At 59.3% G+C, this 24677-nt stretch carries 19 protein-coding genes and 3 pseudogenes; 11 read left to right on the plus strand and 11 right to left on the minus strand.

Features of this window, described 5'->3' with window-relative positions:
• Positions 1-11: 11 nt before the first annotated feature.
• Positions 12-449 (minus strand): annotated as a pseudogene (locus LDZ23_RS32055) (MarR family winged helix-turn-helix transcriptional regulator); the annotation flags it as partial.
• Positions 450-572: 123 nt separating this feature from the next.
• Between LDZ23_RS32055 and LDZ23_RS32060 the strand changes: the two are divergent.
• Both LDZ23_RS32060 and LDZ23_RS32065 read left to right on the plus strand, forming a co-directional pair.
• Positions 573-752: a hypothetical protein gene (locus LDZ23_RS32060; protein WP_244808434.1), complete on the plus strand. Its 180-nt coding sequence runs from the start codon at positions 573-575 to the stop codon at positions 750-752.
• 215 nt (positions 753-967) lie between these two features.
• The gene (locus LDZ23_RS32065; protein WP_244808435.1) at positions 968-1978 is read left to right on the plus strand and encodes an IS110 family RNA-guided transposase; all 1011 of its coding nucleotides are present in this window, start codon (positions 968-970) and stop codon (positions 1976-1978) included.
• A 569-nt stretch (positions 1979-2547) separates the two neighbouring features.
• Here LDZ23_RS32065 and LDZ23_RS32070 read toward each other — a convergent pair.
• Positions 2548-3628: pseudogene (locus tag LDZ23_RS32070) on the minus strand (IS110 family RNA-guided transposase).
• 124 nt (positions 3629-3752) lie between these two features.
• On the opposite strand from LDZ23_RS32070, the gene LDZ23_RS32075 reads away from it, so the two are divergent.
• From LDZ23_RS32075 to LDZ23_RS32085, 3 genes are all read left to right on the plus strand, one after another.
• Positions 3753-4564, plus strand: a protein-coding gene (locus LDZ23_RS32075; protein ID WP_244808436.1) for an IS5 family transposase whose coding sequence is annotated in 2 segments (ribosomal slippage) — positions 3753-4101 and positions 4101-4564 — 813 coding nt in all. Because the reading frame shifts where the segments join, the coding sequence is not laid out codon by codon here.
• A 23-nt stretch (positions 4565-4587) separates the two neighbouring features.
• A complete protein-coding gene (locus LDZ23_RS32080) occupies positions 4588-4752 on the plus strand; it encodes a hypothetical protein (RefSeq protein WP_244808437.1) in 165 nt (54 codons plus the stop codon).
• 643 nt (positions 4753-5395) lie between these two features.
• Positions 5396-5620 carry a hypothetical protein gene (locus tag LDZ23_RS32085; protein WP_244808438.1) on the plus strand — a complete coding sequence of 75 codons (225 nt, stop codon included), beginning with the start codon at positions 5396-5398 and terminating at the stop codon, positions 5618-5620.
• A 481-nt stretch (positions 5621-6101) separates the two neighbouring features.
• Here the strand turns inward: LDZ23_RS32085 and hpnJ are convergent, their stop codons facing one another.
• The 4 genes and pseudogenes from hpnJ to hpnI all read right to left on the minus strand — a co-directional run bounded on the left by hpnJ (position 6102) and on the right by hpnI (position 11023).
• The gene (gene hpnJ, locus LDZ23_RS32090) at positions 6102-7523 is read right to left on the minus strand and encodes a hopanoid biosynthesis associated radical SAM protein HpnJ (RefSeq protein WP_244808439.1); all 1422 of its coding nucleotides are present in this window, start codon (positions 7521-7523) and stop codon (positions 6102-6104) included.
• 170 nt (positions 7524-7693) lie between these two features.
• Positions 7694-8679, minus strand: a pseudogene (locus LDZ23_RS32095) (ferritin-like domain-containing protein).
• Positions 8680-8772: 93 nt separating this feature from the next.
• Positions 8773-9795 (minus strand): lysylphosphatidylglycerol synthase domain-containing protein, encoded by a 1023-nt coding sequence (locus LDZ23_RS32100; RefSeq protein ID WP_244808440.1) that lies wholly within the window; start codon positions 9793-9795, stop codon positions 8773-8775.
• A gap of 43 nt (positions 9796-9838) precedes the next feature.
• Complete coding sequence (gene hpnI / locus LDZ23_RS32105; RefSeq protein ID WP_244808441.1) at positions 9839-11023, minus strand: bacteriohopanetetrol glucosamine biosynthesis glycosyltransferase HpnI; 1185 nt, start codon at positions 11021-11023, stop codon at positions 9839-9841.
• Between the two features lie 208 nt (positions 11024-11231).
• Between hpnI and LDZ23_RS32110 the strand changes: the two genes are divergently transcribed.
• The 5 genes from LDZ23_RS32110 (at position 11232) to LDZ23_RS32130 (ending at position 14372) form a co-directional block, all read left to right on the plus strand.
• Positions 11232-11600: a hypothetical protein gene (locus tag LDZ23_RS32110; RefSeq protein ID WP_244808442.1), complete on the plus strand. Its 369-nt coding sequence runs from the start codon at positions 11232-11234 to the stop codon at positions 11598-11600.
• Positions 11601-11620: 20 nt separating this feature from the next.
• Positions 11621-12214: a cytochrome b gene (locus LDZ23_RS32115; RefSeq protein ID WP_244808443.1), complete on the plus strand. Its 594-nt coding sequence runs from the start codon at positions 11621-11623 to the stop codon at positions 12212-12214.
• 118 nt (positions 12215-12332) lie between these two features.
• Positions 12333-13172 carry a hopanoid biosynthesis-associated protein HpnK gene (hpnK, locus tag LDZ23_RS32120; protein ID WP_244808444.1) on the plus strand — a complete coding sequence of 280 codons (840 nt, stop codon included), beginning with the start codon at positions 12333-12335 and terminating at the stop codon, positions 13170-13172.
• Complete coding sequence (locus tag LDZ23_RS32125; RefSeq protein WP_244808445.1) at positions 13169-14227, plus strand: lysylphosphatidylglycerol synthase domain-containing protein; 1059 nt, start codon at positions 13169-13171, stop codon at positions 14225-14227. Before hpnK ends, LDZ23_RS32125 begins: the two co-directional genes overlap by 4 nt.
• The gene (locus LDZ23_RS32130) at positions 14217-14372 is read left to right on the plus strand and encodes a hypothetical protein (RefSeq protein ID WP_342346293.1); all 156 of its coding nucleotides are present in this window, start codon (positions 14217-14219) and stop codon (positions 14370-14372) included. Before LDZ23_RS32125 ends, LDZ23_RS32130 begins: the two co-directional genes overlap by 11 nt.
• Positions 14373-15514: 1142 nt before the next feature.
• On the opposite strand, the gene LDZ23_RS32135 is transcribed toward LDZ23_RS32130, so the two are convergent.
• From LDZ23_RS32135 to LDZ23_RS32155, 5 genes are all read right to left on the minus strand, one after another.
• Entirely contained in the window at positions 15515-17065 is a 1551-nt protein-coding gene (locus LDZ23_RS32135) for a hybrid sensor histidine kinase/response regulator (RefSeq protein ID WP_244808446.1), read from the minus strand.
• 21 nt (positions 17066-17086) lie between these two features.
• On the minus strand, positions 17087-17890 hold the full coding sequence (locus tag LDZ23_RS32140) for an alpha/beta fold hydrolase (RefSeq protein ID WP_244808447.1): 804 nt from the start codon (positions 17888-17890) through the stop codon (positions 17087-17089).
• Positions 17891-18053: 163 nt separating this feature from the next.
• On the minus strand, positions 18054-18866 hold the full coding sequence (gene phaZ, locus LDZ23_RS32145) for a poly(3-hydroxyalkanoate) depolymerase (RefSeq protein WP_244808448.1): 813 nt from the start codon (positions 18864-18866) through the stop codon (positions 18054-18056).
• A 993-nt stretch (positions 18867-19859) separates the two neighbouring features.
• Positions 19860-20285: a PRC-barrel domain-containing protein gene (locus LDZ23_RS32150; RefSeq protein WP_244808449.1), complete on the minus strand. Its 426-nt coding sequence runs from the start codon at positions 20283-20285 to the stop codon at positions 19860-19862.
• A gap of 119 nt (positions 20286-20404) precedes the next feature.
• Positions 20405-22003 carry a histidine kinase famiy protein gene (locus tag LDZ23_RS32155; RefSeq protein ID WP_244808450.1) on the minus strand — a complete coding sequence of 533 codons (1599 nt, stop codon included), beginning with the start codon at positions 22001-22003 and terminating at the stop codon, positions 20405-20407.
• Between the two features lie 806 nt (positions 22004-22809).
• On the opposite strand from LDZ23_RS32155, the gene LDZ23_RS32160 reads away from it, so the two are divergent.
• Positions 22810-23412: a PAS domain-containing protein gene (locus LDZ23_RS32160; protein WP_244808451.1), complete on the plus strand. Its 603-nt coding sequence runs from the start codon at positions 22810-22812 to the stop codon at positions 23410-23412.
• Positions 23413-24677: the final 1265 nt, after the last annotated feature.

The following is a 24677-nucleotide window of genomic DNA, read 5'->3' on the forward strand; positions in this document are numbered from 1 at the left end:
ATAACTCCGCTTCACGTTGCGTCCGCTTCGCTTTCGTCCTCGGCGAGCAACTGGCTGTCGGGCAGCCGGAAGGGCACGAGGTTGTCGGCGTTGTTCGCCTCCACCAGACGGATCATTTGGAGCATGAAGACGTCGCGCTCCACCGGCGACAGATGCTCGATCGTGCGATCGTGCGCGCGCTGAACGGCGGCGGCCATCTTCCTGACGAGGCGTTTGCCCGCCGGCGTCAGCTTGACGAGCCGCAGCCGCTTGTCATGTTCTGCCTGCGTGCGGCTAACGAGCCCGCGCGCGTTCAGTCGCGGAATGACTTCCGCGACGCTGGAGCGCTCCAGTCCCACTTCGATGGCGAGCGAGTTCTGATCCATCTCGCCGAGCGATTCCAGCGCCGTGAGCAAACTGTATTGCACCGGCGTGATGTTGAACTCGCTTGTCTCCTGCACGAACAGGAACTGCCTGCGCTTTGCTGACGCAAACGAACGAGTTGTATTCAGGCCGCATTCGGCCTCGTTTCATTTGACCAAGTGGCTGACGCACAGGCGAGTTTCCAGCGCCAAACATTTCCTAAGAGACACATGATCACCCTGCGGGAGGCGGGCGATCGGATCTGCGGCAAACGTTTGAAGGCGCTCATCCCAACGCTGATTGGCTCGATGACACGGCATGGCCGCATGACGCTATCGAAGGCCGTTCGCCAGCGGTTGAACCGGATTTTCTCTGACTGGAAAAATTCTCTGCCTGGTTACCTGAGCTGACGCGCTCGCGCGCGTACAAGCAAAACGACCGAACCGGTATTTCCTCCCCGCGCGGCACTATGTATCGAGCGGCACGGCGGCGTCGTCGGGATTTAGAACCCTTAACAAAATGAACGAAGGGGCTGTTAACCCTCGATGAATCCTGTAATGGGATGGTCACCCCCTCCCGCGCAGCGGGTGTACGCTGCCGGGAATTTGCTTGGGAGATCACAGCCATGCAAAACGTCACGCTGGTCGGAATTGATCTGGGCAAGCATGCATTTCACCTTCATGGTCAGGACAAGGCAGGCAAAGCCGTGTTTCGCAGAAAGGTATCCCGCAAGCAGCTCTTCGAATTCTTCGCCACCTTCCAGCCATGTACCGTCGTCATGGAGGCATGTGCAGGGGCTCACTACATGGCCCGCAAGCTCGTAGCGCTCGGCCACGAGGTAAAGCTGATTTCACCGCAGTTCGTACGTCCGTTCGTGAAGAGCAACAAGAATGATTTCGTCGACGCAGAGGCAATCTGCGAAGCGGCCTCCCGACCGTCGATGCGCTTCGTTACGCCGAAGACTGAATCGCAGCAGACGTTGTCTGCGTTGCATCGGGTACGCGACGCACTGGTGAGGGACAAGGTGCGAACCACCAACCAGATGCATGGGTTCCTGCTCGAGTTCGGCGTGACACTCCCTGTTGGCAATGCGGTTGTCAGGCGCTTGCCAGCCCTGCTCGCGGAGCATCCCTTGCCGCCACGTATCGTTGCGATCCTTGAGCGCCTGCATGCACATCTCAAATACCTTGTTGAGCAGATTGACGAGATCGGAAAGGAACTCAACCGACAGCTTGCAGATGACTCCATCGGTCAGCGACTATTGACGATTCCCGGAGTCGGGCCAATTACGGCTAGCCTGCTCAGTTCCGAACTCGGCGATGGCAAGCAATATCGATGCGGCCGGGACTTTGCGGCCGCCGTCGGGTTGGTGCCACGTCAGTACAGCACGGGAGGCCGATCGAACCTGCTCGGAATCTCCAAGCGCGGAGACAGGAACATTCGCCGCCTGCTCGTCCAGTGTGCCCACGCCTTCATGTTGCATCTGCACAGTTATTCTGGCCCAGTGGCCGATTGGGTGCGCTCGATGCTTGCACGGCGACACTCAAACGTGGTGACCTGCGCGTTGGCCAACAAGTTCGCGCGAATCGCATGGGCGATCGCGAGTCGCGACGCTGTATTCGAGCTGCGTGCGTGAGCACGGTGCGTAAGCGGTCACCAGTTTTACTGACTCACGGTAGTCAACCCATCTGGTTTTGCGATTGCTGAAATATTGATGACGTGAACGGCAAACCGGCCTGACGGAAATCCTGAAAGGTTAACGAGCTCATGAAGCTGCCCCTGTTATCAGGACCGCCAGGCGCGATTCTCATCGAGGCGCGGGGAGTAGTCCCCATAACGACGCCGGATAGATTTGTGCAAGCCATCCATTCATTAAATTCAGTGTTGCAAAAACGGGGGTGACCTATAAGGACCTCCTCTTCAAAACAAGGGGTTGCTGCTTTCAAATCTCGCTCGGCAACATCGTCTTCACACAACTCAATCGGTTCGAAGCGGCTGGGCAGACTGCATACCTATAAACGGCCTTGTTGAGCCTCTCGTTACTGGCTCGGGCCCGGATAATAACCGCGCAGCGGGACTCCATTCATAGAGCGGCCCATGCCAAAAGACATTGCCTTGTCACCCCGCGAGTTCGCCCGCTGCCGGTCTGACCTGTCGCTTATCCTTTTCGAGCGTCTGCAGATGATGCTGCTAAAAAGCTTACGCCTAATGAGTTACGGATCGCGGAAGTGCGTCGCTTTCGGCACGTCGCATGTCGATATAGTCCGGGTTGAATCGCTCGCCCTTCGCCAGGATCGCCCAAAGTACCCGCGCATGTTTGTTCGCAACGGCCACCAACGCCTTACCATGCCCCACACGCTCCGATAGCGCGGCGATCCACCTGGACAACCTGTCCTTCCGTCTCCTTGCAGCAGTTACTGTCACGCGCGCGCACTGGAACAAAAGGGTGCGCAGATATTCGTTGCCCTGTTTGGTCACACGCCCTAGTCGGTCCTTCCCGCCACTGCTGTTTTGTTTCGGCACGAGCCCGAGCCACGCCGCAAACTGCCGACCGTTTCGGAATTGGCGGGCGTCGCCCACGGTCGCAGTTGCTGCCGACGCAGTCAGCAGCCCGACGCCAAACATTTCCACTACGCGTCTCGCGTTGTGATCTTCCCTGGCATGCTGTGCGATCTGCGCGTCATACCATTTGATTTCACCCTCGATCTCGCTGAATCTCGCCCAGCCGCGAAGCAGCGCCGTGCGCGTTAGCCCCGGAAGCTCATTTGAACCGTTCTCCACAGCTTCGACAAAGCCAGCTTTAAACCTGTTGATCCCTTGGGGCAGAAAGACACCGAATTCAGCCAGGAGACCGCGCAGCCGATTGACAAGAGCCGTACGTTCTTCAACTAACCCTAGGCGCACGCGGTGAAGAACCAGGACGCCTTGCCGGGCAGCAGTCTTGATCGGAACATAACGCATGTGCGGGCGGCTCGCTGCCTCGCAGAATTGCCTCGGCGTCAAGCGCGTCGTTCTTCACACGGGCGCCGCCTTTACGATATGGGGCAGCGAACTGAGGTGGAATAAGGCAGACATCGTGGCCCATCTCACGCAGTCTGCGTGCCCAGAAGTGGGCCGAACTGCACGCTTCCATTGCTATGACGCAACGTTCTCGATTCGCGAACCACTCCAGAAACTTATCTCTGGAGACCGCCTTCCTGACCACCACGCGCTCTGCAGCATCGACGCCGTGCAATTGCATGACGTTCTTGGCTAGATCAACACCGATACGGGCAATCCTGTCCATGTCGCTCTCCTTCGCCTGGTGGTGGGAAGACTATCGTGACATAGCGTCGCGATAGCCCCGCCGCCTCGGAGGTCCTTACTAATTCATAGATTAACCTTTTCATTGTTTCGACGGTGAAAAGGACATGGCCAAGCCGCTACTCGACGACGACCTTTGGGCACTCATCGAACCGTTGCTGCCCCCTCCGAAGCCACGCCGGGCCCGTTATCCGGGGCGCAAGCCGCTCGACAATCGTGCGGTGCTCACCGGCATTCTCTTCGTCTTACAGACAGGCCTGCGTTGGGACCTACTCCCTCGCGAGATGGGCTGCGGCAGCGGCATGAGTTGCTGGCGTCGCCTGCGGGACTGGCAGGCGGCAGGCGTCTGGGAGCAACTGCACGAGGTGCTGCTTGGGCGGCTGCGTGCAGCTGACCGAATCGACTGGTCTCGCGTCATCGTCGATTCCTCTTCAATCCGCGCTGTGGGCTCAGGTCAAAAACAGGACCGAATCCCACAGACCGCGCGCGACCCGGTTCAAAGCGCCACCTCATCACCGAAGCGCAGGGCATCCCGCTCGCGGTGATACTGACCGGCGCCAACCGTAACGACGTCACTCAACTTCAAGCGCTGGTCGAGGCCATCCCGCCTATCAGCGGCAAGCGTGGCAGACCACTGTCAAAGCCTCGGGTCGTTCAAGGCGACAGAGGCTACGACCACGACAAATATCGACGTCCACTGCATGCCGCCGGCATTGCAACCGAAATCGCTCGGCGCGGTCAGCCCCACGGTAGCGGACTAGGCAAAACACGCTGGGTTGTGGAGCGGACCATCTCGTGGCTTCACAACTTCCGCAGACTGCGCATCCGCTTCGAACGGCTCGCTTTCATCCACGAGGCCTTCATGAAAATCGCTTGCTGCATCATATGCTGGCGACACCTGCAAAAGTCATTCTGTTAACGCCTCTTAGCCCGCAGATGGGCGTGATCGACGGCACGACGCGACAGTTGCTCTACAAGGTGGCGATTGGAGCGGGCGCGCACTCCGTCGCTGTGGACAGCACTCTCGGCCAGGTTTATGTGCCCTTCCAGCCCAGCACTTCGAGCCAATTTCCGAACGGCGGCATCTCGGTTTTCACGACGAAGTAAGCGACGCGAAGAGACTCCGTAACGGGCAACGCGCCGGAGCTCGACCCGAGCTCCGGCGCATCTTTTCCGACCAGACGATATCCGCTCTGGTACTTCGGCATCATGTCGTGGCCGCGGTGCCCAAAGCATCGGAGCTCAGATCACCGAAGCAAGCGATGAGCCTTTCGCATAGGAAAGGATCTTTGCGTTATCGACTCGCGGCAAGGACCCCCGCAAGGTCGCTACCGTTCTTTCCCGGTCGCGGGACGCGGCGTGCGAAAGAAAATCGTTCCGTCGACGGCGAGCGGCGTCACAGTCGAGGCCCGATTCGGCGACCGCCCAGGCCAGCGTACTGAGAAGCAGCACGGCGTATACAAGAGCGCACGGGCGGTGCCTCGCCAGACTAGCCACGCAATCACCCGCATCGCAATGCCGGCATTTGCGTAGTACGGCGATTCCCCGAGGCTCACGAGCCACACGCCCGCGGCGAACAGGTAGACCCCGGACAACAGCATGAAGACGACCGTGACCCATTGAGTCACGAGGGGAAAGGGTTGCCGGGCGCGGGCCGGCGGATCGGCGTATTCATGGCAGGACTCCGAGTATCGACGGGCAAGGGAGCAGCCGGCGCCAGAGCCAGCGATAACGTGCGTAAGAGAAACATATGGAGATCGACGACAGGTTCGTTGCACTTTTTGCACTGGCGAAGCGGAAGGGTAATCTCATGCCTGAGAAGCGATCCGTTCATGGATCAGATATCAAGAAGTTCAGCGATCAATCGATTGATGCCAGCGACGGTGACGTCAGGGCTCTCGGTCGCGACGAACTGTTGAGCTTGGGCGAACATCTACAGCCTGCGAAGCAAACGGAATCCAAACTCGGCAAATAAGCGTCGCGAAGGATACGGAAACTAACAGTCCCTCTTAAGGTGCGGGACGTCCGTCGCGGGTCCCTTGTGAACAGGGCACACGCTTGAGAGCTTGAATTAGCGCCACGGATGAATTTGGGTAGACCGACCGGACATCGGAACTGCGGACTTTGTTGGCGACCCCTAAGTCCTAGACAGGGGGCAGAGCGCCTTTGACTGCGCCCAAGCTGTAAGCCGACCGACGTCGGGGTCCTGCTGCAGTAGCGACGGTCTGGCCGCCCGCGCAGCCAGGCCTTGCCGTACTGCGCGCGATCAACGAAGCGCGCCGGAGCAACGGACGCGAACACAAGGGCGCCACTGGCATTAACGACAAGCCGTAAGTGGACGAGCGCAACGCTCGAAGTGCCGGCGTCGGTCCGTCCAGCAGCGGCTGAACATTCCATCGACCACTTGGCTCATAGTCGTCTTCTCTGTCGGCCCGCGTTGCAGTGCAAATGGCGCTTCAGGCCCTATGGTCGCGCAGGAATCTGAAGAACTCCACGCCTTCCTGCAAGCGTCGTTTCGTCATCTCCCAACTCACCAGCATCTCGCGGACGATCTCCCAGATCTTTATTGGTCGGAAGTAGAAACGCTTATAAAACTCCTCGACGCCAAGAAAGATTTCTTCGCGCGACAGATGTGAATAGCCGATGGTCGATTGCTGTGTGCCCGCCGAGTTGACAAGCATGATGTGCTTGCTTTCTTTGAGCCATCCGTTCTCGACCGCTTGCTTGTGGAGAACCGTCCCCGGATACGGCGCGGCGAGCGATACTTGAATCGTGTGCGGATTGATCTCCTTCGCATACTGGATCGTCTTCTGTATCGTTTCGTGTGTTTCGCCCGGAAGCCCGAGAATGAACGTGCCGTGAATCTTGATGCCGAGCTTGCGGCAATCTTCACTGAAACGGCGCGCCATGTCTGTGCGCAGCCCTTTTTTGACATTGACGAGAATCTGGTCGTCGCCCGATTCGTAGCCGACGAGCAGAAGCCGCAAGCCGTTATCCTTCATCACTTTGAGGGTTGAATACGGGACGTTCGCTTTCGCGTTGCATGACCACGTCACTCCTAGTTTGCCGAGTCCGCGAGCGATCTCTTCGGCCCTCGGCCTTAGATCTGTGAAGGTATCGTCGTCGAACATGATTTCCTTCACTTCGGGCATGTTGTCCCTGATCCATTTCACCTCTTCAAGGACGTTCTCCACCGAGCGCGTGCGATACCGATGTCCGCCGACCGTATGCGGCCAGAGGCAGAATGTGCACCGCGACTTGCAACCCCGTCCCGTGTAGAGCGAGACATACGGATGTTTGAGATAGCCACTGAAGTAATTCTCGGTCTTGAGGTCACGTTTGTAGATGGGCGCAACGAACGGCAACTGATCCATGTCTTCGAGAATGGGCCGGGCTTCGTTGTGCATAATTCCACCGTCGGGCAAGCGATAGCTCAAGCCGAGAATCGACTCGAACGGGAGTCCCTGAGCGATGTCTCGACATGTGAAGTCGAATTCTTCGCGGCACACAAAATCGAGCGCATCGCTCGCGGCGAGGGAGCCGTGCGGATCGACCGCGACCTTTGCCCCGATCATCCCGATGAGGGCGCGCGGATTGCGGCGCTTGAGATGCTCTGCGAATTGCACATCGCTCTGAAATGACGGCGAGCTCGTATGGATGACGATCAGCTCGTATTCTTGAGCAATGTCCAATGTCGCAGCTAGGGACAGGCCATCTGCCGGGGCGTCCACTACACGGCTACCTTCAACCAACGTGGCGGGCTGCACAAGCCATGTCGGGTACCAAAATGACTTAATCTCGCGCCTCGTCTGGAAACGAGAGCCCGCTCCGCCATCGAAGCCGTCGAACGAAGGTGCCTGGAGAAAGAGCGTTTTCATATGTGCCCTCAAAGATGACAGTCCGCTTGCAGGATTTATTCGCCCACAGGAAATCGCCCGATTTTTGCGATGCGCTCGAACTAATTTAGGCCGTCAAAAATCGTGAGGATCAGGATTGCAACGTGGCTGCTCAAAATGATACGACTCAACAATTACGAATCGCAACCGCCTCAGCGCTTTCGCATGAAGCGCATCGCGAAGCCGACTAGCTTCGGGATCGTTTCAGGACGAAGCAGCCGCCGGTCATAGCCGGAGAAGCGTCATTCCTTTTCGGCGAGACACGACTCCATGAGTACGCGCACGTCGATCTGCACCGGCGATAGCGACTGGGCGCCGCTTACGGTGAAGTTGTTATCCTGCTTGTGCTCGTTGCCTTCGGCATCGAGCGTCTTTGCAAGGCCCATGCGCTCCCAGCCCAGAAACGCCCACACTGCGGCCACCTTCATCTCAAAACAGATGCGCCGCCACCAGGAAAGCCTTGATCGATGCCACGCGGCCCAGTTGGCAAAGAGCAGGATATGGCGGCATTTCTCTTGCATGACCGGTTCGAAAGTGTCGACGAGTTCGGGCGGGAAGAGTCCTGAACGGCGGGCCACCTCGAACAGGCCGAAAGCGAAGAAACTATCAATGCACTCGCTATAGCCCGTGACCAGATAAACCCATTCGGCATCCTTGGGATAAACATAAGGCGCTTCGCTCGCCAGCGGAATACCGTACGCAGCTACCATTCGTGACAGCACCTCCTTGTGGCGATTCTCCTCCAGGCGTTCAAAGCCAGCGCATCGCGCACGTCTGGCTCGCTGAGGGTGGCCGCATACGCCGCCATGCGCAGCCGCGCGCGGCCTTCGGTCTGTACTGCGATGTCCCATATCGGAAGGGAAACGATTCGCTTGAGTGCGTCCGGCTCGAGCCGAGGCCAATCGAGGACCGATGGCCGGTACGGGCTAAATGTCTCACGAAACATTGTGCACATTTCTCGGCGATGTGCGTCGGATCCAGGCTTCAGTGGGCCCACGACATTGCTTGTCCAGTGCCTGACGGCGCGGTCCGTGGCTTCCAGGGTCGCGTGGTCCGGTTCGCGCTGAGGCAGTACAGACGAATGAAAGCCTTGTATCAGCTTGTCGACAGCAAACCCGTCAAAGAGAAATTCACTCATGATGGGGACATCCAGGTGCATGCAACACAATCGATTGCGAGGTCGCATGGACCGCTTGCGTCGAATCCGCGAGTCGCAGCGATGGTCACGCGATCACTTTGCATCCGCATCGGCCGCTTTCCTAGCCGTCGTCGCAACCGTCGGCCGCCGCAAACCGAAAGAACGTTCGGCTGCTTGCCAGTAAATAACTCCAGGCACGAAGAACAGCAGGTCCCGCACGCGCCGCGCGCCCGCTAGCGCGAGGCAGGTGCTCGCATCGATGCCCAGCATGCTGCCGATCAGAAGGAAGCCGCCCTCCTGCACGCCGATGCTGCCCGGTATGACAAAAGCCACACTACTCAGGAGCTGGATCATCGCTTCGAGCACGAAAGCCGTTAGGAAGCTTGCGTTCGTTCCCAGCACGCGCAATGCAACCCAGATCTCGAGCGCCAGCCCGAGGCACTGAAGCGTCTGCCAGATGAATAAGTAACGAAGCACGAGCCCGGTCTGTCGCCAGATCAGCTTGATGGACTGGTCGATGTGCGCCGACTTGCCGACGAGCGAGTACACCTTCCCGCTAGTGATCCGGTTGACCGTCCGCGCGGCGCGTTGGAACGGCCGTGCGTGTTGCACGAGCGTGAACAGCAAGAGCACTGGCATCAGTGCTGCAAGACCCCACGCGAATTGTCCCGCCAAGCGCGCGGAATCAGACGACGTCTGCCCCAGCACGTATCCGAGCGCGATGAGCGCGAAGACGACCTGGCTGATCAAGGTGAGCTGCATGTCGACGACGAGACTCGCCACGGTGGTTGAAGGGCGCACGCCGACGCGCAGCAGCAAGCGAAACGAAACGATCTCCCCGCCGATTCGCGCCACCGGCAGCAGGCCGTTGATCGACTCGCGAATCCAGACGAGCTTCAGCATGGTGGCAAAGGAGGGGCGCTCGGCATCACGTATCAGCAGGCGCCAATCCCACGCGTTAGGCACCATCGGAAGAACATGCACGAGGGCAGCCAGCACTAGTCCCACGCCAGCGGACTCAAGCAAATGCAGGATTGCTACCGGATCATCTCGCCAGATGAGCCATCCCGCGATCATCAGGCCGAGCATGGCAGCAAGGGATCCGAGGTAATTCATCTGAGTACAGCCTTGTAAGAAAGACCCGTTGTTAATTTAATATTCATTTTGGGCTCGCGTCATGTTGGACACCTGGCGACAATAAACCATCGTCGCCTACATGGAATCGTTGTCCTCGCCATAACACGCGCGACGAAAAGTGGCTGCCCAGGTAGATTACGAACTGAAGGACATCCCAGAGCGGCAGCCACACAAGGCTGCCGCAACGCGCTCCTGTCGCGCGATCCGTTTGCAAAACCAGCATCGCGCGAACCATCAACGTCAGCGCGATTAGCCCGCAGGCCAAGGCGTTAGCCGAAGAAAGAAGCAAGGCCAGCAAAGCAAGCGGAAATGGGTGCATCAGGACAGCCCCGAGATGCCCCATTGGATCGGCCGCGCGAATCGTGCGACTCCATCGCAACTCGTGCGTGATCAACTGCGCAAATGTGCGTTCGACGCAAGCGTGACGCACGACGAACGGCGGAATGGCGACCGATAAGCCGCTGGCACGCACCGCTTCACCAATCGCGTAATCCTCGGCGAGATGATGCGCAAACTGCGCGAGGCCGCCTATGCGCAGCAGTGTCGCCTTCGTCATGGCAATGGTTTGGCCGAAACAGGGTCGCGCGCGTCCAATCGACAGTCCGGTGACCACGCCCGGCAGGAAATGGTAGTCGGTCATGGCGCAACTGACTCGCGGCCAGAAACCCGGCGCGCATGTTCCGCGATAAACGCTGGTGACGAGACCGATGCCGGGTTGCTGAAGCGCACTCATGAGGTCGCGAAGAAAGCCTGGGGCTACGCGTACGTCACTGTCGGCAAAGCAGAGGACATCATGCTCCGCATGATCCACCATATTCTTAAGATTAGCGATCTTGCGGTTAGGCCCGTAGAGCCTGCCGTCCACGACAACGGTCATGCTTTTTTCAGGAAAGCGCGTGCGTAGCATGTCGACAACTTGGAGCGCGGAGTCACAACCGTCATGGACGCCGAAGATATATTGAACCGGGCCTGGGTAGTCCTGCTGTAAGAAACTCGACAAGTTCTCGAATAATTGCCACTCGTCGCCATGCAGCGGCTTGACGATGGACACGGCCGGGAAGCAAACGGGCGCGCGCATTGGGTGCGCAAAGAATCGTCGCATGAAAAAGCAGGCCGACACTGTATATACGACTCCCAAGGCGGAGCACAGTGCGAACGGCACAGCAGCAAAGGCGAAGAACAGGTGGGCAACATGTAGCTGAGCCATATGTCGTCGGACAGTAGCGCCTCGGGACCCAAAGCCTGCGTGACGCTTGCTTAAGGCAACCTTAAGAGGCTCGCGAGCGGTGGCGCAATTGCCGTCCTTCGCGATGACAAGGAAACCGTCAGGAGAGGCGTATAGACTTTTCAAGGCGATCGCAGTTGCAGCCACCTTTGGCCAATGAGCGGTGTAACCTGAAATCCAAGGCGGACGCTTGAAAACCGTTACTGTCGGCATTGCTCGGACATACCTCAGAACGGCTTCTGCGGCGGCGATGTTATTGCAGGGCTCCCAACTCCTTAGCATTTCGATGTTTGGTACGAGCGAAGCAGTCTTCGAGACGCTTCGATTTCGACTATTAGCTGCCGTCATTATCATCGCGTTTGTGGGATTGGCACGGCTCTGCGGTTACCTCGCGTACGCTCATACGATGGCGGCAAGCACCGACGATGCTCACGGGGATTTCGGCGCATCGATGCCTCGCTGGTCTCGGACCGTACTGCGCTATTTCTTCCTTATGCACTTCCGTTTTACCGGACGAATCGATGATGTCACGGACTGGCATCTCGCCGTGAAGACCTGACATCGACAAAAGGTTCACCCATGCAACGAAATCAGCTTTCTAAACTTTCGAACACCGCTACCCGGATCGTCGCCGGCGATGATAAAACGACGTACGACCGAACTTCGATTGCACTTCATTGGCTCACTGCCGTTCTAGTCTTAACGCAGTTCGTTCTCGCGCAGGTATGGGGCTTCGCCCCTCGGCCGACGAAGCATCTGCTTATCGTCGCGCACATGTCGTTCGGCATACTGCTGACAGCTGTGCTCTTGTTGCGCGTCCTCTGGCGCCTGTCGCCTGGACATCAAACTCGGCCTGCATCGACCGGGTGGATCGAACTTGCCGCCAAGGCCGTTCACTATCTTCTCTACGCGTTGCTGATTTCGGTCGCGGTGCTCGGGTTTGTTCTCCGCTGGTCCGGGAACGAATCGATGAGTTTCTTCGGCCTACCGATCAAGCCACCATTCGCGCCCTTCAGCAAGCCGGCCCATCACAATGTCGGAGAGGCGCACGAATTGGCGGGATGGGCGATTATTGTTCTAGCGGCTTTGCACGCGGCGGCTGCATTGTTTCATCACTTCTTCCTGCGCGACAACGTGCTCGTTCGCATGTTGCCAATTTTGAAGAAGCGGTGATGTCAGTGCGCTGGCACGCGCAATGGTCATTCGTTGGCAAGCTGGGGCATGATGAAGCGCCGCTTGCGCGAAGGCGTGGAATTCTTCCGCTTTCTGCGGGCGCACGAGGCGTGAGCGCATGCGAGCGTTGATCGTCACCGCCGACGACTTCGGCCTGCACGAGCGCGTCAACGAGGCGGTGATCCGCGGGCATCGCGAAGGCGTCCTCGCGTGCGCCAGCCTGATGGTCGCGGCACCTGCCGCGCGGGATGCTGTCGGGCGCGCGCGGCAGTGTCCGTCGCTTCGCGTGGGGCTGCATGTGGTGCTGGCCGACGGACTGTCGACGCTCGGCGCATCGCGGATTCCCGCGTTGACCGACGAAAACGGATGGATGCGCGATGCGCCGCTGAAAGACGGCCTGCGTTATGCATTGCTTCCCCATGTGCGCCGTCAGCTCGCCGAGGAAATTCGAGCTCAGTTCGACGCGTTTCGCGCGACCGGGCTGGCGCTCGACCACGTGAACACGCACAAGCATCTGCATGTGCATCCCGTGGTGCTTTCGCTGATACTCTCGATCGGTCGAGAATACGGCATGCGCGCGATGCGCCTGCCATCGGAAGCGAGCGCCCCGTTGTGGCTCAAGCCGTGGATCGCGCTGACGCGCCGGCGTCTGGCGCGCGCGGGCATCGCGCATAACGACTACGTGGTCGGCATGACGCAGACGGGGCGCCTGGATGAAGCCGCGTGGCTCGCGGCGCTCGCCGGCATCGACGTGAACGATAGGCGAGTCGGCGAGATCTACTGTCATCCTGCGGTGGCGGGCGACACGCCCATTACGGCTTCGATGCGCGACTACCGGCACGCCGACGAACTCGACGCGCTCCTGTCGCCGCGCGTGAGCCAGGCGCTCGCGGCGGCGCGTGCGCGCGGCGTCGCGCTTGGCGGCTTCTCCGACGTATTCGGCGCGGGGCGCGCGTGAAGTCGCTACGCAACGCCGCCGCCACGGCGTGGCCGGGCGTGCTCGCGCTCGTCCTGGCAACCGTGATCGTCTACTCGCTGCGCGAGAGCATCGGCCACGCCAGCGAGCGCATCATGCATGCATGGCTGCCGTTGCTTCTGCTCGTGCCGTATCGCGCGTTGCCGCTCGCGCTCGATGCGCTCGGCTGGTGGATTCTGCTCGCGCGCACCGTGCCGTATCGCTTCGTATGGTGGACCGCGACCGTACGCGATGGCGTGAGCCGCCTGCTGCCGGTCGCGAGCGTGGGCGGCGAAGTGGTCGGCGTGCGGCTCGCGTGCTGGAGGCTGCGCGATTCATCGGCGGTCATCGCGTCGGTGATCGTGGAGGTGCTCGTTACGCTCGGCATGCAGGCGATCTTCGCGCTATTCGGGCTCGCCGCGCTTGCGCATTCGGTCGCGTTGCATCGCGCGTTGTGGCCGCTTGGAGCGGCGAGCGCGGCGACGCTCGCAGTGCTCGCCGCATGCGCCTGGTGGCTGCGCCGCGGCGCGCCGTTCGATGTGCTGATGGCGCTCGCGCGGCGCGTGCTCGGCCACAGTCCGCTGCTGCGCGCGGGTCATTCGCGACGCCTCGACGCCGCCTTGCGCGCGCTGGCGCAACGTCCCCGCGCGTGGCTCGCGGCGCTCGCGTGGCAACTCGCGGGGCAGGCCGCGGGCGCCATCGAGAACTTCCTCGCGCTCTGGGTGATGGGCGTGCCCGTGACGTTCTCCGATGCCGTCGCCATCGAAGCCGTCGCGCAAACTGCGCGGCATGTGGCCTTTTTCGTGCCGCTCGGCGTCGGCGTCCAGGATGCCGCCATCGTGCTGACGAGCCAGCTAGCCGGCATCGGCGCGGAGGCGGCGCTGTCGCTCGCGCTCGTCAAGCGCATGCGCGAAGTGCTGTCGGGCGGCCTGGCGCTTGCATCGTGGCTCGTCGCGGAGCGCGTGCGCCGCGCGGGAGGACCGCGCGAACTTGTCGACGTAACGCCGAGTCGCTCCAAGAATACTGCAACACTCGAAAAGTTTCCTAATGAAAGGTGAATCCAAAGTTCTGGACATCACGCTGTTCTTCTGGATCGTCAAGATTGCCGCGACGACGCTCGGCGATCGGGTGTCCATGTCGCTGAATCTGGGGTATCTGATCGGCCCGGCGACCTTCGCGCTGTTGTTCCGTAGACCGTATTGAATCTGTCACTTTCGCGCCGATAAATTTGTCAACTCGCCGTAGAACGCAGGCAGGTGCCCGCTGAGCCTTGCAATGCAGGGCTTCCCGGAGCGAATCAATTGTGTCACCGGCGAAGGCAAGTTCGGCAGGGCTGGGCGGCAAGCTGCAGAGCAACGTCTGAGTCCGGCCAAAAAGCGACGTTCATCTCCGTCACGCGAGCGTCATTGAGGCGACCGCTCCAGTGCTCGGACCGGTCACCCATAACGAGGCGAAGCCTACGGTTCTGTCGCTGATGACGTACGAATGTCCGTCCTTCATTGCACTCTTGCGGTCCACTATTCCGAGCCCGGTGTCGTCGCGCTGTATTGCAAGTGCTTTGGGCGGCGAGTCTACCGATCTAAGCACCGTCAATCCGCACTGTCGACAGCGGACAGCGGAGGATGCACGTGCGCCGCGGTGCTCCGGTCGCCAACAACCATTACAGCCACATCTTGAAGAATCCTGATGCTACGCTTCGCTGCATCGGTGAGGATTCCCCTTCGCGAGCGTAACCTTGCTGCGCAACGATCACGTCGGTAAGCCCTTTTCGAGCAGTGGGACGAAGCCCATCGCGTCCGTCTGGAGCGTTGCCGGGCGGACAGCACCTCGATCGGCATGCTCGACGCCCTGGCGCTTCAACTCATCGATGACGCTGATGCTCCGCCGCAAGCCACGCGGGTCGTAGGCCGACAACACCGCGCACCGGCGTTAGCCCTTCAGCAATAGATGACGCGCGACGGCGATGCCGACGGCTCTGTTGAGATCTCGGATCTCACCGGCGCCCCTATCGCGAACGGTCGGCCCCGGCTGCGGCAAGCGTTGATATCATGGTTTGCATTATCGCCGTGAAGACGGATGTGGCAATCGTTGACAGGAGCAAAAGATCAGTCGACTGTTGTTAGCTGCCAGGGGCCCGGCGAGCATGTTTGGCACTAGCCAATGGCTCCAATGCGACGAGCGCGGCGATGATTACCGCCAGACGTCCTTTACGCCGCAAGTCGCATAACATCGTTACGACCAGGTGAGGTTCTCCGAAGCACGGCCAAAAGGCGCGCCCGAGACTCACTGGAAAACCGTCTGTCTCCGCTCGGTGCGCCGTCATGGCATCGAATACCCGGCAGCGCTCACAGGGTCGATATGCGCTCAAGTGCGCTCAAGAGCCTATCTAAATCGATTGGCTTGATGAAGTACGCATTGAAGGGGCTTTGGGTGTCGACATCGTTGGCGTCGGGCGCCCACCCCGTAAGGGCGATCAACGCGATATTTGAGCCGCGATCGTTCCGAATGCGACGGGCAACCTCGCTCCCGTGAACATCAGGCAAGCCTAGATCGAGGATTACGGCTTCGGGTGCGAACTCCTCAACGGCACGAAGCGCGCCCAAGCCAGTGTTTTCGGTCCTGACGAAGTGACCTTCCAACTCGAGCAGCATCATCAGGCTGGACGCCGCGCCCTCGTTGTCGTCTACCACCAACACGCGACGTTGTGTCCATGCTGACGGCGCAACGTCGGGGGTCGGCAGGGGTGGGGGCGTGTGCTCATCTTGGAGCGCCGGTAGCCGCACCTCGAACGTGCTTCCGTACCCGGGCCCTTGACTTTCGACCGTCACCTGGCCCTGATGCATTTCTACGAGAGCCTGAACCAGGGCAAGTCCGACGCCAAGGCCGCCCATCAGCCGGCCGCGTCCTGATGGAGCTTGGGCGAACATCTGGAATATTGTGGGCAAGTCCTCGGGCGGGATTCCAACTCCATTGTCGCGGACCGTCACGAGCGCACTGTCGCCATCTCTGATCGCTGACAGCCAGATCTTGCCGCCGGTCGGCGTGTACCGCAGCGCGTTATTTAAAAGATTCTGGACGACCTGGGCCAACCGAACAGGATCTGCGAAGACGTAAATTGTCTCCGTCGGCATCGTGGTTTCGAGCTCATGCGTGGCCCCAGTCGCGAAATGCCGTGCCCGCGTGCTCTCAGCCACCTCTTGCAAAATCGCGCCGATCTCGACCGGCACCTTCTTGATCTCGAGCTTGCCTTCGGCGATGCGCGACGCGTCCAGCAGGTCGTCTGTGAGTCGAGACGCCTGAGCCAACTGACCGGCAAGAACTTCCAACGGCCGGGACATATCGCAAGCGGTTAGTTCGGGTCGACGAAGCACGTCGATCGCTGAACGCATTGCTCCAAGGGGGTTGCGCAACTCATGAGCGAGCGTCGCGAGGAATTCATCTTTGCGTCTGTCTGCAGATCTGAGGGCAAGTTCTGCCGCGTCCTTTGCCTTCAAAGATTCTTCAAGGCGCTGGCGTGCATGAACCAGCTCGCGTTCGTACTTGTGCCGGTCACCCACAATCATGACCGCGAACTCGTCGAGTTCTTGCTCTCCCTCGCTCACACGAGACACGTTGACGAGCATAGGAAGAACACGTCCGTCGCTGCTACGGAGATCGAGTTTGACTTCCGCGACGGAGCGCTGCATCTCTAACAGCGGCATGACGTGCGTCTGCATGAATATCTCGCCGCCGATGGTGAGAAAATCCTGAAAGCGTCGAACGCCAACCACCTCCGAAGCAGACAAGCCTAGCCAGCTATAAAAGGTGTGATTGGCATGCAGGACCTTGCCGCCCGCCGTAGCGGTGAGAAGGCCGCACGGGGCGCGTCCGTATGCGGTGTCAGCGTCCCAGCGCATGCCTGTTCTCCTCGCCGCGCCCTAGGACCCTAGGGTTCGAATGAATGCCTCGATTGCGTCGACACTCGCGCTCGGCGCACTCAGGTGCGGACAATGGCCGATGTTCTTCACGATCGCTAGGTAACTGCCCGGAATCATCCGGTTCATGTATTCGCCTACGCAGACCGGCGCGAGCAGATCGTCGTCAGATTGCAGGATGAGCGTTGAGGTGGTCACCGATGTCAAGTCGGCCCGATGATCCGCGAGGAACGTTACGCGGGCGAAGTGTTTGGCGATCTCCGGGTCCGTTCGGCAGAAGCTGTTCGTGAGCTCTTCTGCGAGTTTGGGCTGCTCGGGAGCGCCCATGATGGCCGGCGCCATCGTGCTGGACCACCCGAGAAAATTGTTTTCAAGCGTTTCGAGCAAGTCCTCGATGTCCGCCCGCTCGAATCCTCCAACGTATTCGCCGTCGTTGATGAACGAGGGGGATGGACCGACCATGATATTTGCGGCGAATCGGTCGGGCGCCTGAATTGCCGCCAACATTCCGATCATTGCACTGACAGAGTGTCCAACGAAGATGACTGGCCCGCGGGCGAACTCCTCGATGATCTCGAGAAGGTCGATTGCGTACCCGTCTAGCGACCCGTACTTCTTGAAGTCGTAGCTTGCGAGGTCGGACCTTCCGCTACCTACGAGATCGAAGAGCACCGTTCGGTAGCGATCGCCAAAGGCCGGGGCAACGTAACGCCACATGGATTGGTCACAGCCGAACCCATGAGCGAAGACCATCGTAGCGCGCCCTTCACCGGACACGTGAACGTTATTGCGACTAGCTACCGTCACGGCGTATCCCGTAAAAGTTACTTATTAAAAAGCGTCGGGCGGCAAGCTTGACGCGCTGAGCCGTTGGCAAGCCCCCTTTGGATGCCAAATTTGTCCGGTTGCTGCACGGCAGGGTGCGATCGTATCACCGGAGTAGATCAGAGTCTGTACGTGGGCAGACTTTTCAGGAATTACAGGGTGCCTGGCGCTCGAGGAAGTCGCGAACTAGACCTGCTACTCTGTCTGTTTGCGTGACAAGAAACAGATGCCCGTCATCAATGACATGAAGGGTGGAGCACCGGATGCGCGCAGCGATTATTTTCGCATTGATCAGGGGGACGATTGGATCGTCGTCGCCATGTATGACGAGCGTGGGCTGCGGCAGGCGTCGCAGCCACGGCAAGCTGCTCCATCCCCACAGTGCAAGAAGCTGATAGATGTAGCCACGCCCATTGGGCTTTCGCATGTGGTGTCCGTGTTCCTTGAGCAACTGGGGGTTGCATCTGTACGCGCCACCATATATCTCGGCACCGACCTTCTGAAGGAAGGCGGGGTCCCGGTACCGGCGGGGACCTAGCATCTTCAAAAGAACGGATAGGCGCGCGGGAAACATGATTACGCCCGGAGTCGTAGCGGCTAGCACGAGTCGCCGACAGCGCTTCGGAAACCGACGCGCGAACTGTTGCGCGAGCGCGCCTCCCCAAGACACGCCCAGCACATCAACCTCGCCGTCGTAGCCGATTTCCGTCAGCAGTCTATCTGTCAGCACGCACAAGGTAGAGAAGCGGTATGGTTTGCGCGGCGTGGGCGAACCGCCCACCCCTGGGATATCGAAAATAATGACTTCGACATCGCCCAGCGCCTCGACAAAAGGTTCGAGCAGTTCCAGATTGGCGCCGATCCCGTTGAAGATGAGGAGGGGCGGCAATGCAGAGTTGGCGCGGCGAATGCCAACGCGAATGAGCTGACCGTCGAGATCGACCGACTGAATTTTCATGACGACCAAGGCAAGAAGTGGTAGTGGCGGCGACCGTCGCACGGAGGAGTTGGGCGCTCGAGAAAGCGTGACCAACGGCGTTGATCGTTGCGCAGGCGAAGAGCCCCAAAGGCAACGATGTCGCGATTTCCGCAGCGCGGTATCAGACGCGCAGCCGAAATCAGGCACCCACGCATAGCACTTAACGGCTGCAAGCGATCGCAGCAGCCCGAAACGGTCGTTGCTTTGGTCACCTCTCCATTCTAGGGACGAACTGGCAGCTAACCCCCCTCCCGTGAAGAGAGGGGCTGGCAAAAAAACGGCTCGTTCGTCCTTCGCCTACTGCCGTTCGGCGACGGCGCAACGCGCCCTCCCGGTCCCCGTTGACGCGTCGGTCGCCTCGGTATATTAGTAAATTAACTTCGCGTTCGCCGGCTGTTCGCCTTCGCGAGGAGGGACGGACTCGCTCGCCGAAAGGTGAACGGCAGGTGCCGCAATCTCTCTAGGGTGTCCCATGCACGATACCGAACGAGTCAACATCATTGCTTTTCTTCTGCAACGCGCAGCGAAGCACCAGCGATTTGTATCGTATCGAAAACTTCATACGCTTTTCGCCGAAAAGGAGCCTCTCGAGGTGCGCTACAGAGCGTTAGAGGACGCCATCGCGCTCCTCAGCGACTGCGCTGCATACGATTACGGTTGCCTCATGGCGCTAGATAATGGGCTACCTGGAGACGAATTTTTCAACCGGTTCAAGCGTAACCACCCCCGCGAGTTTGAGGCAGTCATGGGTTATGCGTCGGCCGGTCGGTCTGTAACTAAGAAGCGCGTCCTAGCAGAGGGTGAGCGGACCCGGGTTTTCAGACACGCGGAAGAAGGAGCGAACGCTTTCCAATCCCAATAAAAACATCGGGGGCTACGCGCAGACATTCCTGCTTGGCACGTTCCGCTGGAGTGGATCGGCGGGGGAGGCCAGTTCGCTGCCCCGCGCTGTAGGTCAGCCGGCGTTGGAGCTTAGTCAGCCTTCAGCTTTCGCGGCTTCGGCGAGGCCTCCACCTTGTTGTACTCAAACGCCGGGGTGCCCTTTAACGCATCCTTCGTCGCGCCCGGCAAATAGAAGTTGCCGTTGCGGATCTCAAGAGAGGCAATAGGCACCGCTACGTCGTGCGTGGCAACGCCCAAGAATCCGCCGGTGGAGATGATCGCCGCCGAGACGGTGGCATCCGGCGAGACTACCAAGTCCAGAATCGAGCCGATCTTCTCGTTTTTGTCGTTGTACACCGCTTTTCCAAGTATTCCCTTTTTTGCACTCCATCCTTGAAGCAACGCTTGTGACTGCTGCACCGTAACGCTCAAGGGTTGAGTTCCAGCCACCTGAGCTTGCACGGCGAGGCTTGCAGTCCCGACAACGGCGACCAGGGCGAGGTGATGCCATTTCATATAGACGTCTCCGAATTAAACTCGTTGGCGCATCGCAAATACTAGGCCAGACGCGAGGGGCGCGGTTTCCAGAGTCATCACGTGCGTTGGAAACGCCCCCCTCACCGCGAAACGAGCGCTCAACTATCGGTGCCGGGATTATGAAGTGCCTGCGAAATCGCCGCACGCAACTCGATGGCCTGATAGGGCTTGTGCAGCACGGGAAATTCCGTCCCGTCGAGGTCGTTTCTTGCGATTGACGTGTCCGCGTAACCGGTGGTTAGCAACACGCGTAGAAGGGGCTTGCGGCGCCTGGCCTCTTGAGCCAGCATCACTCCATTCATCCCACCCGGCATGATGAGATCCGTGAACAGCAACTCGACTTCCGGGTGGCGGATCAATTCCTCCAAGGCGTCGTGCGCACCATGAGCGACGATCGTCTTGTATCCCCCTTGCTGAAGATTGATCGCGGCAACCTCTGCCACGTCTGGTCGGTCGTCCACCACCAGAATTGTTTCGTTACGGACTGTGGTGTCGGCGTGTCGGCGTTCGGCATGGTCGGGCCCGGCGTCAGCTGCAACAGCGGGAAAGTAAAGACGGACGGTGGTACCGTGACCGCGTTCGGAATAGATGTCGACTGCGCCCCCCGACTGCCTGACGAACCCATAGACCATTGACAGACCGAGACCTGTACCCTTTCCTTCCTCTTTCGTCGTAAAGAAGGGATCCATGACATGGGCCAACACGTGAGGCGGAATGCCGACCCCGTTGTCGCTTACCGATACCCAGACATATTCGCCGGGCGTGAGTTGGGCGAAGCCGATTGGCCTGCGGTCGGTCAAAGAAAGATTGCCCGTGCGCACGGTCACTTGAGGGTTATCTCTTCCCTGCAACGCGTCGCGAGCGTTGAGTAAGAGGTTGAGCACCGCGACCTCGAACTGGGATACGTCCAGTTGGCAGTTACGCAAGGACGGATCGGGGACAAACGAAAGGGCTTTCGTCTCGCCAAACGTGTTGTCGGCCAGCTCGCGAATGTCGGCAAGCCGCGAATTGAGGTTAATGACGCGACCGCGCAGCTCCTGCTTGCGTGCAAAGGCAAGCAGTTGCTGTGTCAGTGTGGAGGCCCGTGTGATGGCATCGCGCATCCGCTCGACCGGCATGACAAATCGACCGAGATCGAATTTGTGCTCGATCCCAAGCTTCATGATGTCCACGTACCCACTCATAACCTGCAGCAGATTGTTGAAGTCATGTGCGATGCCGCCGGTGAGTTGACCGAGGGCTTCCATCTTCTGAGACTGCCGTAGCGCCTCTTCTGCGTCCCGTCGACGGCTAATATCGAGTTGCGAAGCGAAGTAATACACGATGTCACCCGCCTCATTCCTGACGGGCGAAATAAACAGAGCATTCCAGAAGCTTGAACCGTCTTTTCGGTAGTTCAGAATCTCGGTGTTGATCTCCCGCCCATCGGCGATCGCGTCGCGGATCTCGGAGATCGTTGCCCGGCTCGTCTCCGGTCCCTGCAGGAGACGGCAATTATTTCCCATTAACTCTTCGACGTCATAGCCGGTCAGGTTAAGGAAGGCCGAGTTGACGAAGACGATTGGGTTGTCTACCTGATTTGGGTCGGTGACAAGCATTGGCATGCGAGTCGTCGAGACCGCAGCAAAGAAAATGTCGTTCGAGTGATCGCTAAAGGGCGGTCGAACGTTGCTGATAGTAGGGCGCTGAATGTTCATGTTTTGTCCTCCTGCGCTTACAGCTGCTTTTATGGCGGCGCACGGAGACCGCCCAAAGCAACTGATTGCGGGGTTGAGATTCTAGCGTTCGCGTCGCACCTTGCCTTTGGTTTGGAAGGTCGCTAAGAGGAATTTTTGGACGGCCCTAATGATTTCAAGACTCGTCTTTCCGATTTTCGGCGGCAAAGAGGCGGCTTGGCGTTAGACAAAAGCGAGACGAAGCGTGTCAAACCGGCGTTGATCAGCGGGATATGCGAAGGGGGTGCTTGACTGCGCCTGCCCACGTAATGGCCGCATTAGGACGTATTCCGAAGAGCTTCATCAAAAGGGAAAGGGCGCCGATTTGCATCGACGCCCTTTCCCTTTGATGATCAACCCCGGAGATCAATGGAAGATGAGATAGAGGATCACCAGCACAATGACTGGCACACCGAGAAGCCATCCAAGTAGATAAGGCATATCGCCCCCATGCGTTTGTTTTTGACGTCTTCAGTATCGCGGGAGAAACTCGTGTGCGTTAGCGGGTGTCTCTGAAAAGCGTGTAAGCGAAGTCCTATGCGACTTTCACAGCCCATACGATGATCGTGTCTTTGCGTTTTGACGAAACAGCGCAGTCACTGGAATGGCTGTTGCTTGGCACGATTTCGGCGTTTCAGACGGCGCAACGCTACGGCGCCGGTAGTTGTAACGGACATCGGTCCGCTGCGGCCAGATCCTGGCGTGCTTAAGCACGTGCTTTACGGAAGATGAAGACTTTCATGACCGCTTAAACGATATTCGACGGTGACGGTCAGGTTCGTGCGCTAATGCGGCAACTTGACTGGAGCACATCGCCGCTGGGCCATCCGTCAGGTTGGCCGGCACCGCTGACCACGGCCGTGACTATGGTCCTCAATTCTGCCTTTCCCATGTTCGTGGCGTGGGGCCCAGAACTAGGCTTTTTGTACAACGACGCCTACGCGGTCATTATGGATGAAAAGCATCCGAATGCGCTGGGCGGGCGCTTTGAGGACATCTGGGGCGAGATTTGGCCGGACATTGCTCCCATCATCCAACGCGCCCTCTCGAACAGGTCGGCCTACTTCGAGGACTTGCCGCTCATCGTGAAGCGTCACGATTACCCCGAGCAAGGCTTCCTCACGTTTTCCTATTCACCACTGCATGACAACGACGGACGAGTGGGCGGCATGTACTGCACCGTCATTGAGACCACGGATTGGGTGCTGGCCGAGCGGCGGGGCGCATTCGAGTCGAAGGTGTCGGATGCATTGCGGTCGCTCACCTCCCCCGATGAAGATCATCAGGCCGACTCTGAAGCCAGCGAAGATTACATAGACGACCATGCTGGCATTCCCGAGCCCGGACCATCAAAGACCACCTCGCGGTCTGCATCAAGATGTTCGACCTGAACGAATCTTGCATCGCATCAACAACGCCGTCGCCTCCGCTCGGAATTAGCCTCAACGTTTATCCTCCTTTTGCGCCTACCCCGCCGGATTTATACCGTTTTTACATGCGCCGTTCTGTACCTCTATACGAACCTTGCACTATAGGCAAACTCACTGTCCATTACGCGATGCGACCGCGCACTGCCTCAAAGACGTCGACCTCCAGGAGGACTTCTGTCATGTCGATCCGAAAAATGAACGAATTGAATGTCCTCGTCCTTACCGGGTCCTCGAAGCGCCGCGGCCGACTCGCAACGTCTTCGGATACGAAGTTCCTTCGGGATGAAGTGCTAAAGCTCGCTGAATTCTCCGAGCGAGGGCTTGAGTGCACCCGCGAGCTGGCATGGCGTTCTTGTCGTGAGATCTTTGGCGCTCTTTAACCGACCCATTGACCCATTGCAGCGACTCGAGCATACGTTGATTGCATTACGCCGAAATCGCCTCAGCGCAGAGCGGTTCGGACTTTCGTTGAAGATAACTCCAGACGCGACGCGCGCCCAGTCTCATGACACTTTTTTCTAGCGAAACTCATGCCGGCACTCGCCAGCGCGAACAGCGGCATGACGCCTTGAGCGACTTGTCTTGGGCATGAACAGCGAAAGAAGGCCTGTCGTTCATAACCGCGCGAGCACAATCGTTGCGGCGCGTCGATCGACGTATAAGGCGCGACGAGTGCGATGGTTTCGCTGCGCAGCGCACCGGCGTTTCGCAAAAGGGTTGTGGGCGACGATTGGTAAGCTCTTCCGGCGCTGTAGACGGGCCGGATCGCCGGAGACGTCATTGGCGTTTGCCGGGCGCGCATCTGGTTTCTGTAGCGTCGGGGGCTCAACATGGCGCTTCCGAAACGCCAACCCGAAGGCCGTATCGGATTCGTACCCGACGGGTAGTTCGAACGCCGAACGGCTCGGTATCGGTCCAAGGGGGGCGACGCGCGAGCATTATGCGTCAGCGCGTCGAATATTCAAGTGCCGGCATGGCGACGAAGGATGGAGCACAGGTGCGCGGAATTCTAACCGGCGGCGATCCTCACAAGCCGCAGCCTGAGCATGGCGCGCACCGAGCGGCGTGGGCTGAGTTGCGCGACAGGCCGCCCACCTTGCGCGCCTATATGCGCGACCCTGAGCGTCCGCTCCTGTGGCGCGCCGTCAACCTACAGAAATCACCTTCGTCGCCCGCCGTCGAGGACTACGTGACGTACAGATATTACTAAAGGCACGCCGGATGCC

Source organism: Caballeronia zhejiangensis (genome assembly GCF_022879815.1).
Lineage (GTDB): Bacteria > Pseudomonadota > Gammaproteobacteria > Burkholderiales > Burkholderiaceae > Caballeronia > Caballeronia zhejiangensis.

Excerpts from the sequence above, each read along its gene's own strand:
- LDZ23_RS32130 (WP_342346293.1), top strand. The coding sequence starts at position 14,217 with ATGAAAGGTGAATCCAAAGTTCTGGACATCACGCTGTTCTTCTGGATC.
- hpnK (WP_244808444.1), top strand. The coding sequence starts at position 12,333 with ATGCGAGCGTTGATCGTCACCGCCGACGACTTCGGCCTGCACGAGCGC.
- LDZ23_RS32135 (WP_244808446.1), bottom strand. The coding sequence starts at position 17,065 with ATGCGCTGGGACGCTGACACCGCATACGGACGCGCCCCGTGCGGCCTT.
- LDZ23_RS32060 (WP_244808434.1), top strand. The coding sequence starts at position 573 with ATGATCACCCTGCGGGAGGCGGGCGATCGGATCTGCGGCAAACGTTTG.
- LDZ23_RS32085 (WP_244808438.1), top strand. The coding sequence starts at position 5,396 with ATGGAGATCGACGACAGGTTCGTTGCACTTTTTGCACTGGCGAAGCGG.
- hpnI (WP_244808441.1), bottom strand. The coding sequence starts at position 11,023 with ATGGCTCAGCTACATGTTGCCCACCTGTTCTTCGCCTTTGCTGCTGTG.
- LDZ23_RS32150 (WP_244808449.1), bottom strand. The coding sequence starts at position 20,285 with ATGAAATGGCATCACCTCGCCCTGGTCGCCGTTGTCGGGACTGCAAGC.
- LDZ23_RS32065 (WP_244808435.1), top strand. The coding sequence starts at position 968 with ATGCAAAACGTCACGCTGGTCGGAATTGATCTGGGCAAGCATGCATTT.
- phaZ (WP_244808448.1), bottom strand. The coding sequence starts at position 18,866 with ATGAAAATTCAGTCGGTCGATCTCGACGGTCAGCTCATTCGCGTTGGC.
- hpnJ (WP_244808439.1), bottom strand. The coding sequence starts at position 7,523 with ATGAAAACGCTCTTTCTCCAGGCACCTTCGTTCGACGGCTTCGATGGC.
- LDZ23_RS32155 (WP_244808450.1), bottom strand. The coding sequence starts at position 22,003 with ATGAACATTCAGCGCCCTACTATCAGCAACGTTCGACCGCCCTTTAGC.
- LDZ23_RS32160 (WP_244808451.1), top strand. The coding sequence starts at position 22,810 with ATGCGGCAACTTGACTGGAGCACATCGCCGCTGGGCCATCCGTCAGGT.
- LDZ23_RS32115 (WP_244808443.1), top strand. The coding sequence starts at position 11,621 with ATGCAACGAAATCAGCTTTCTAAACTTTCGAACACCGCTACCCGGATC.
- LDZ23_RS32100 (WP_244808440.1), bottom strand. The coding sequence starts at position 9,795 with ATGAATTACCTCGGATCCCTTGCTGCCATGCTCGGCCTGATGATCGCG.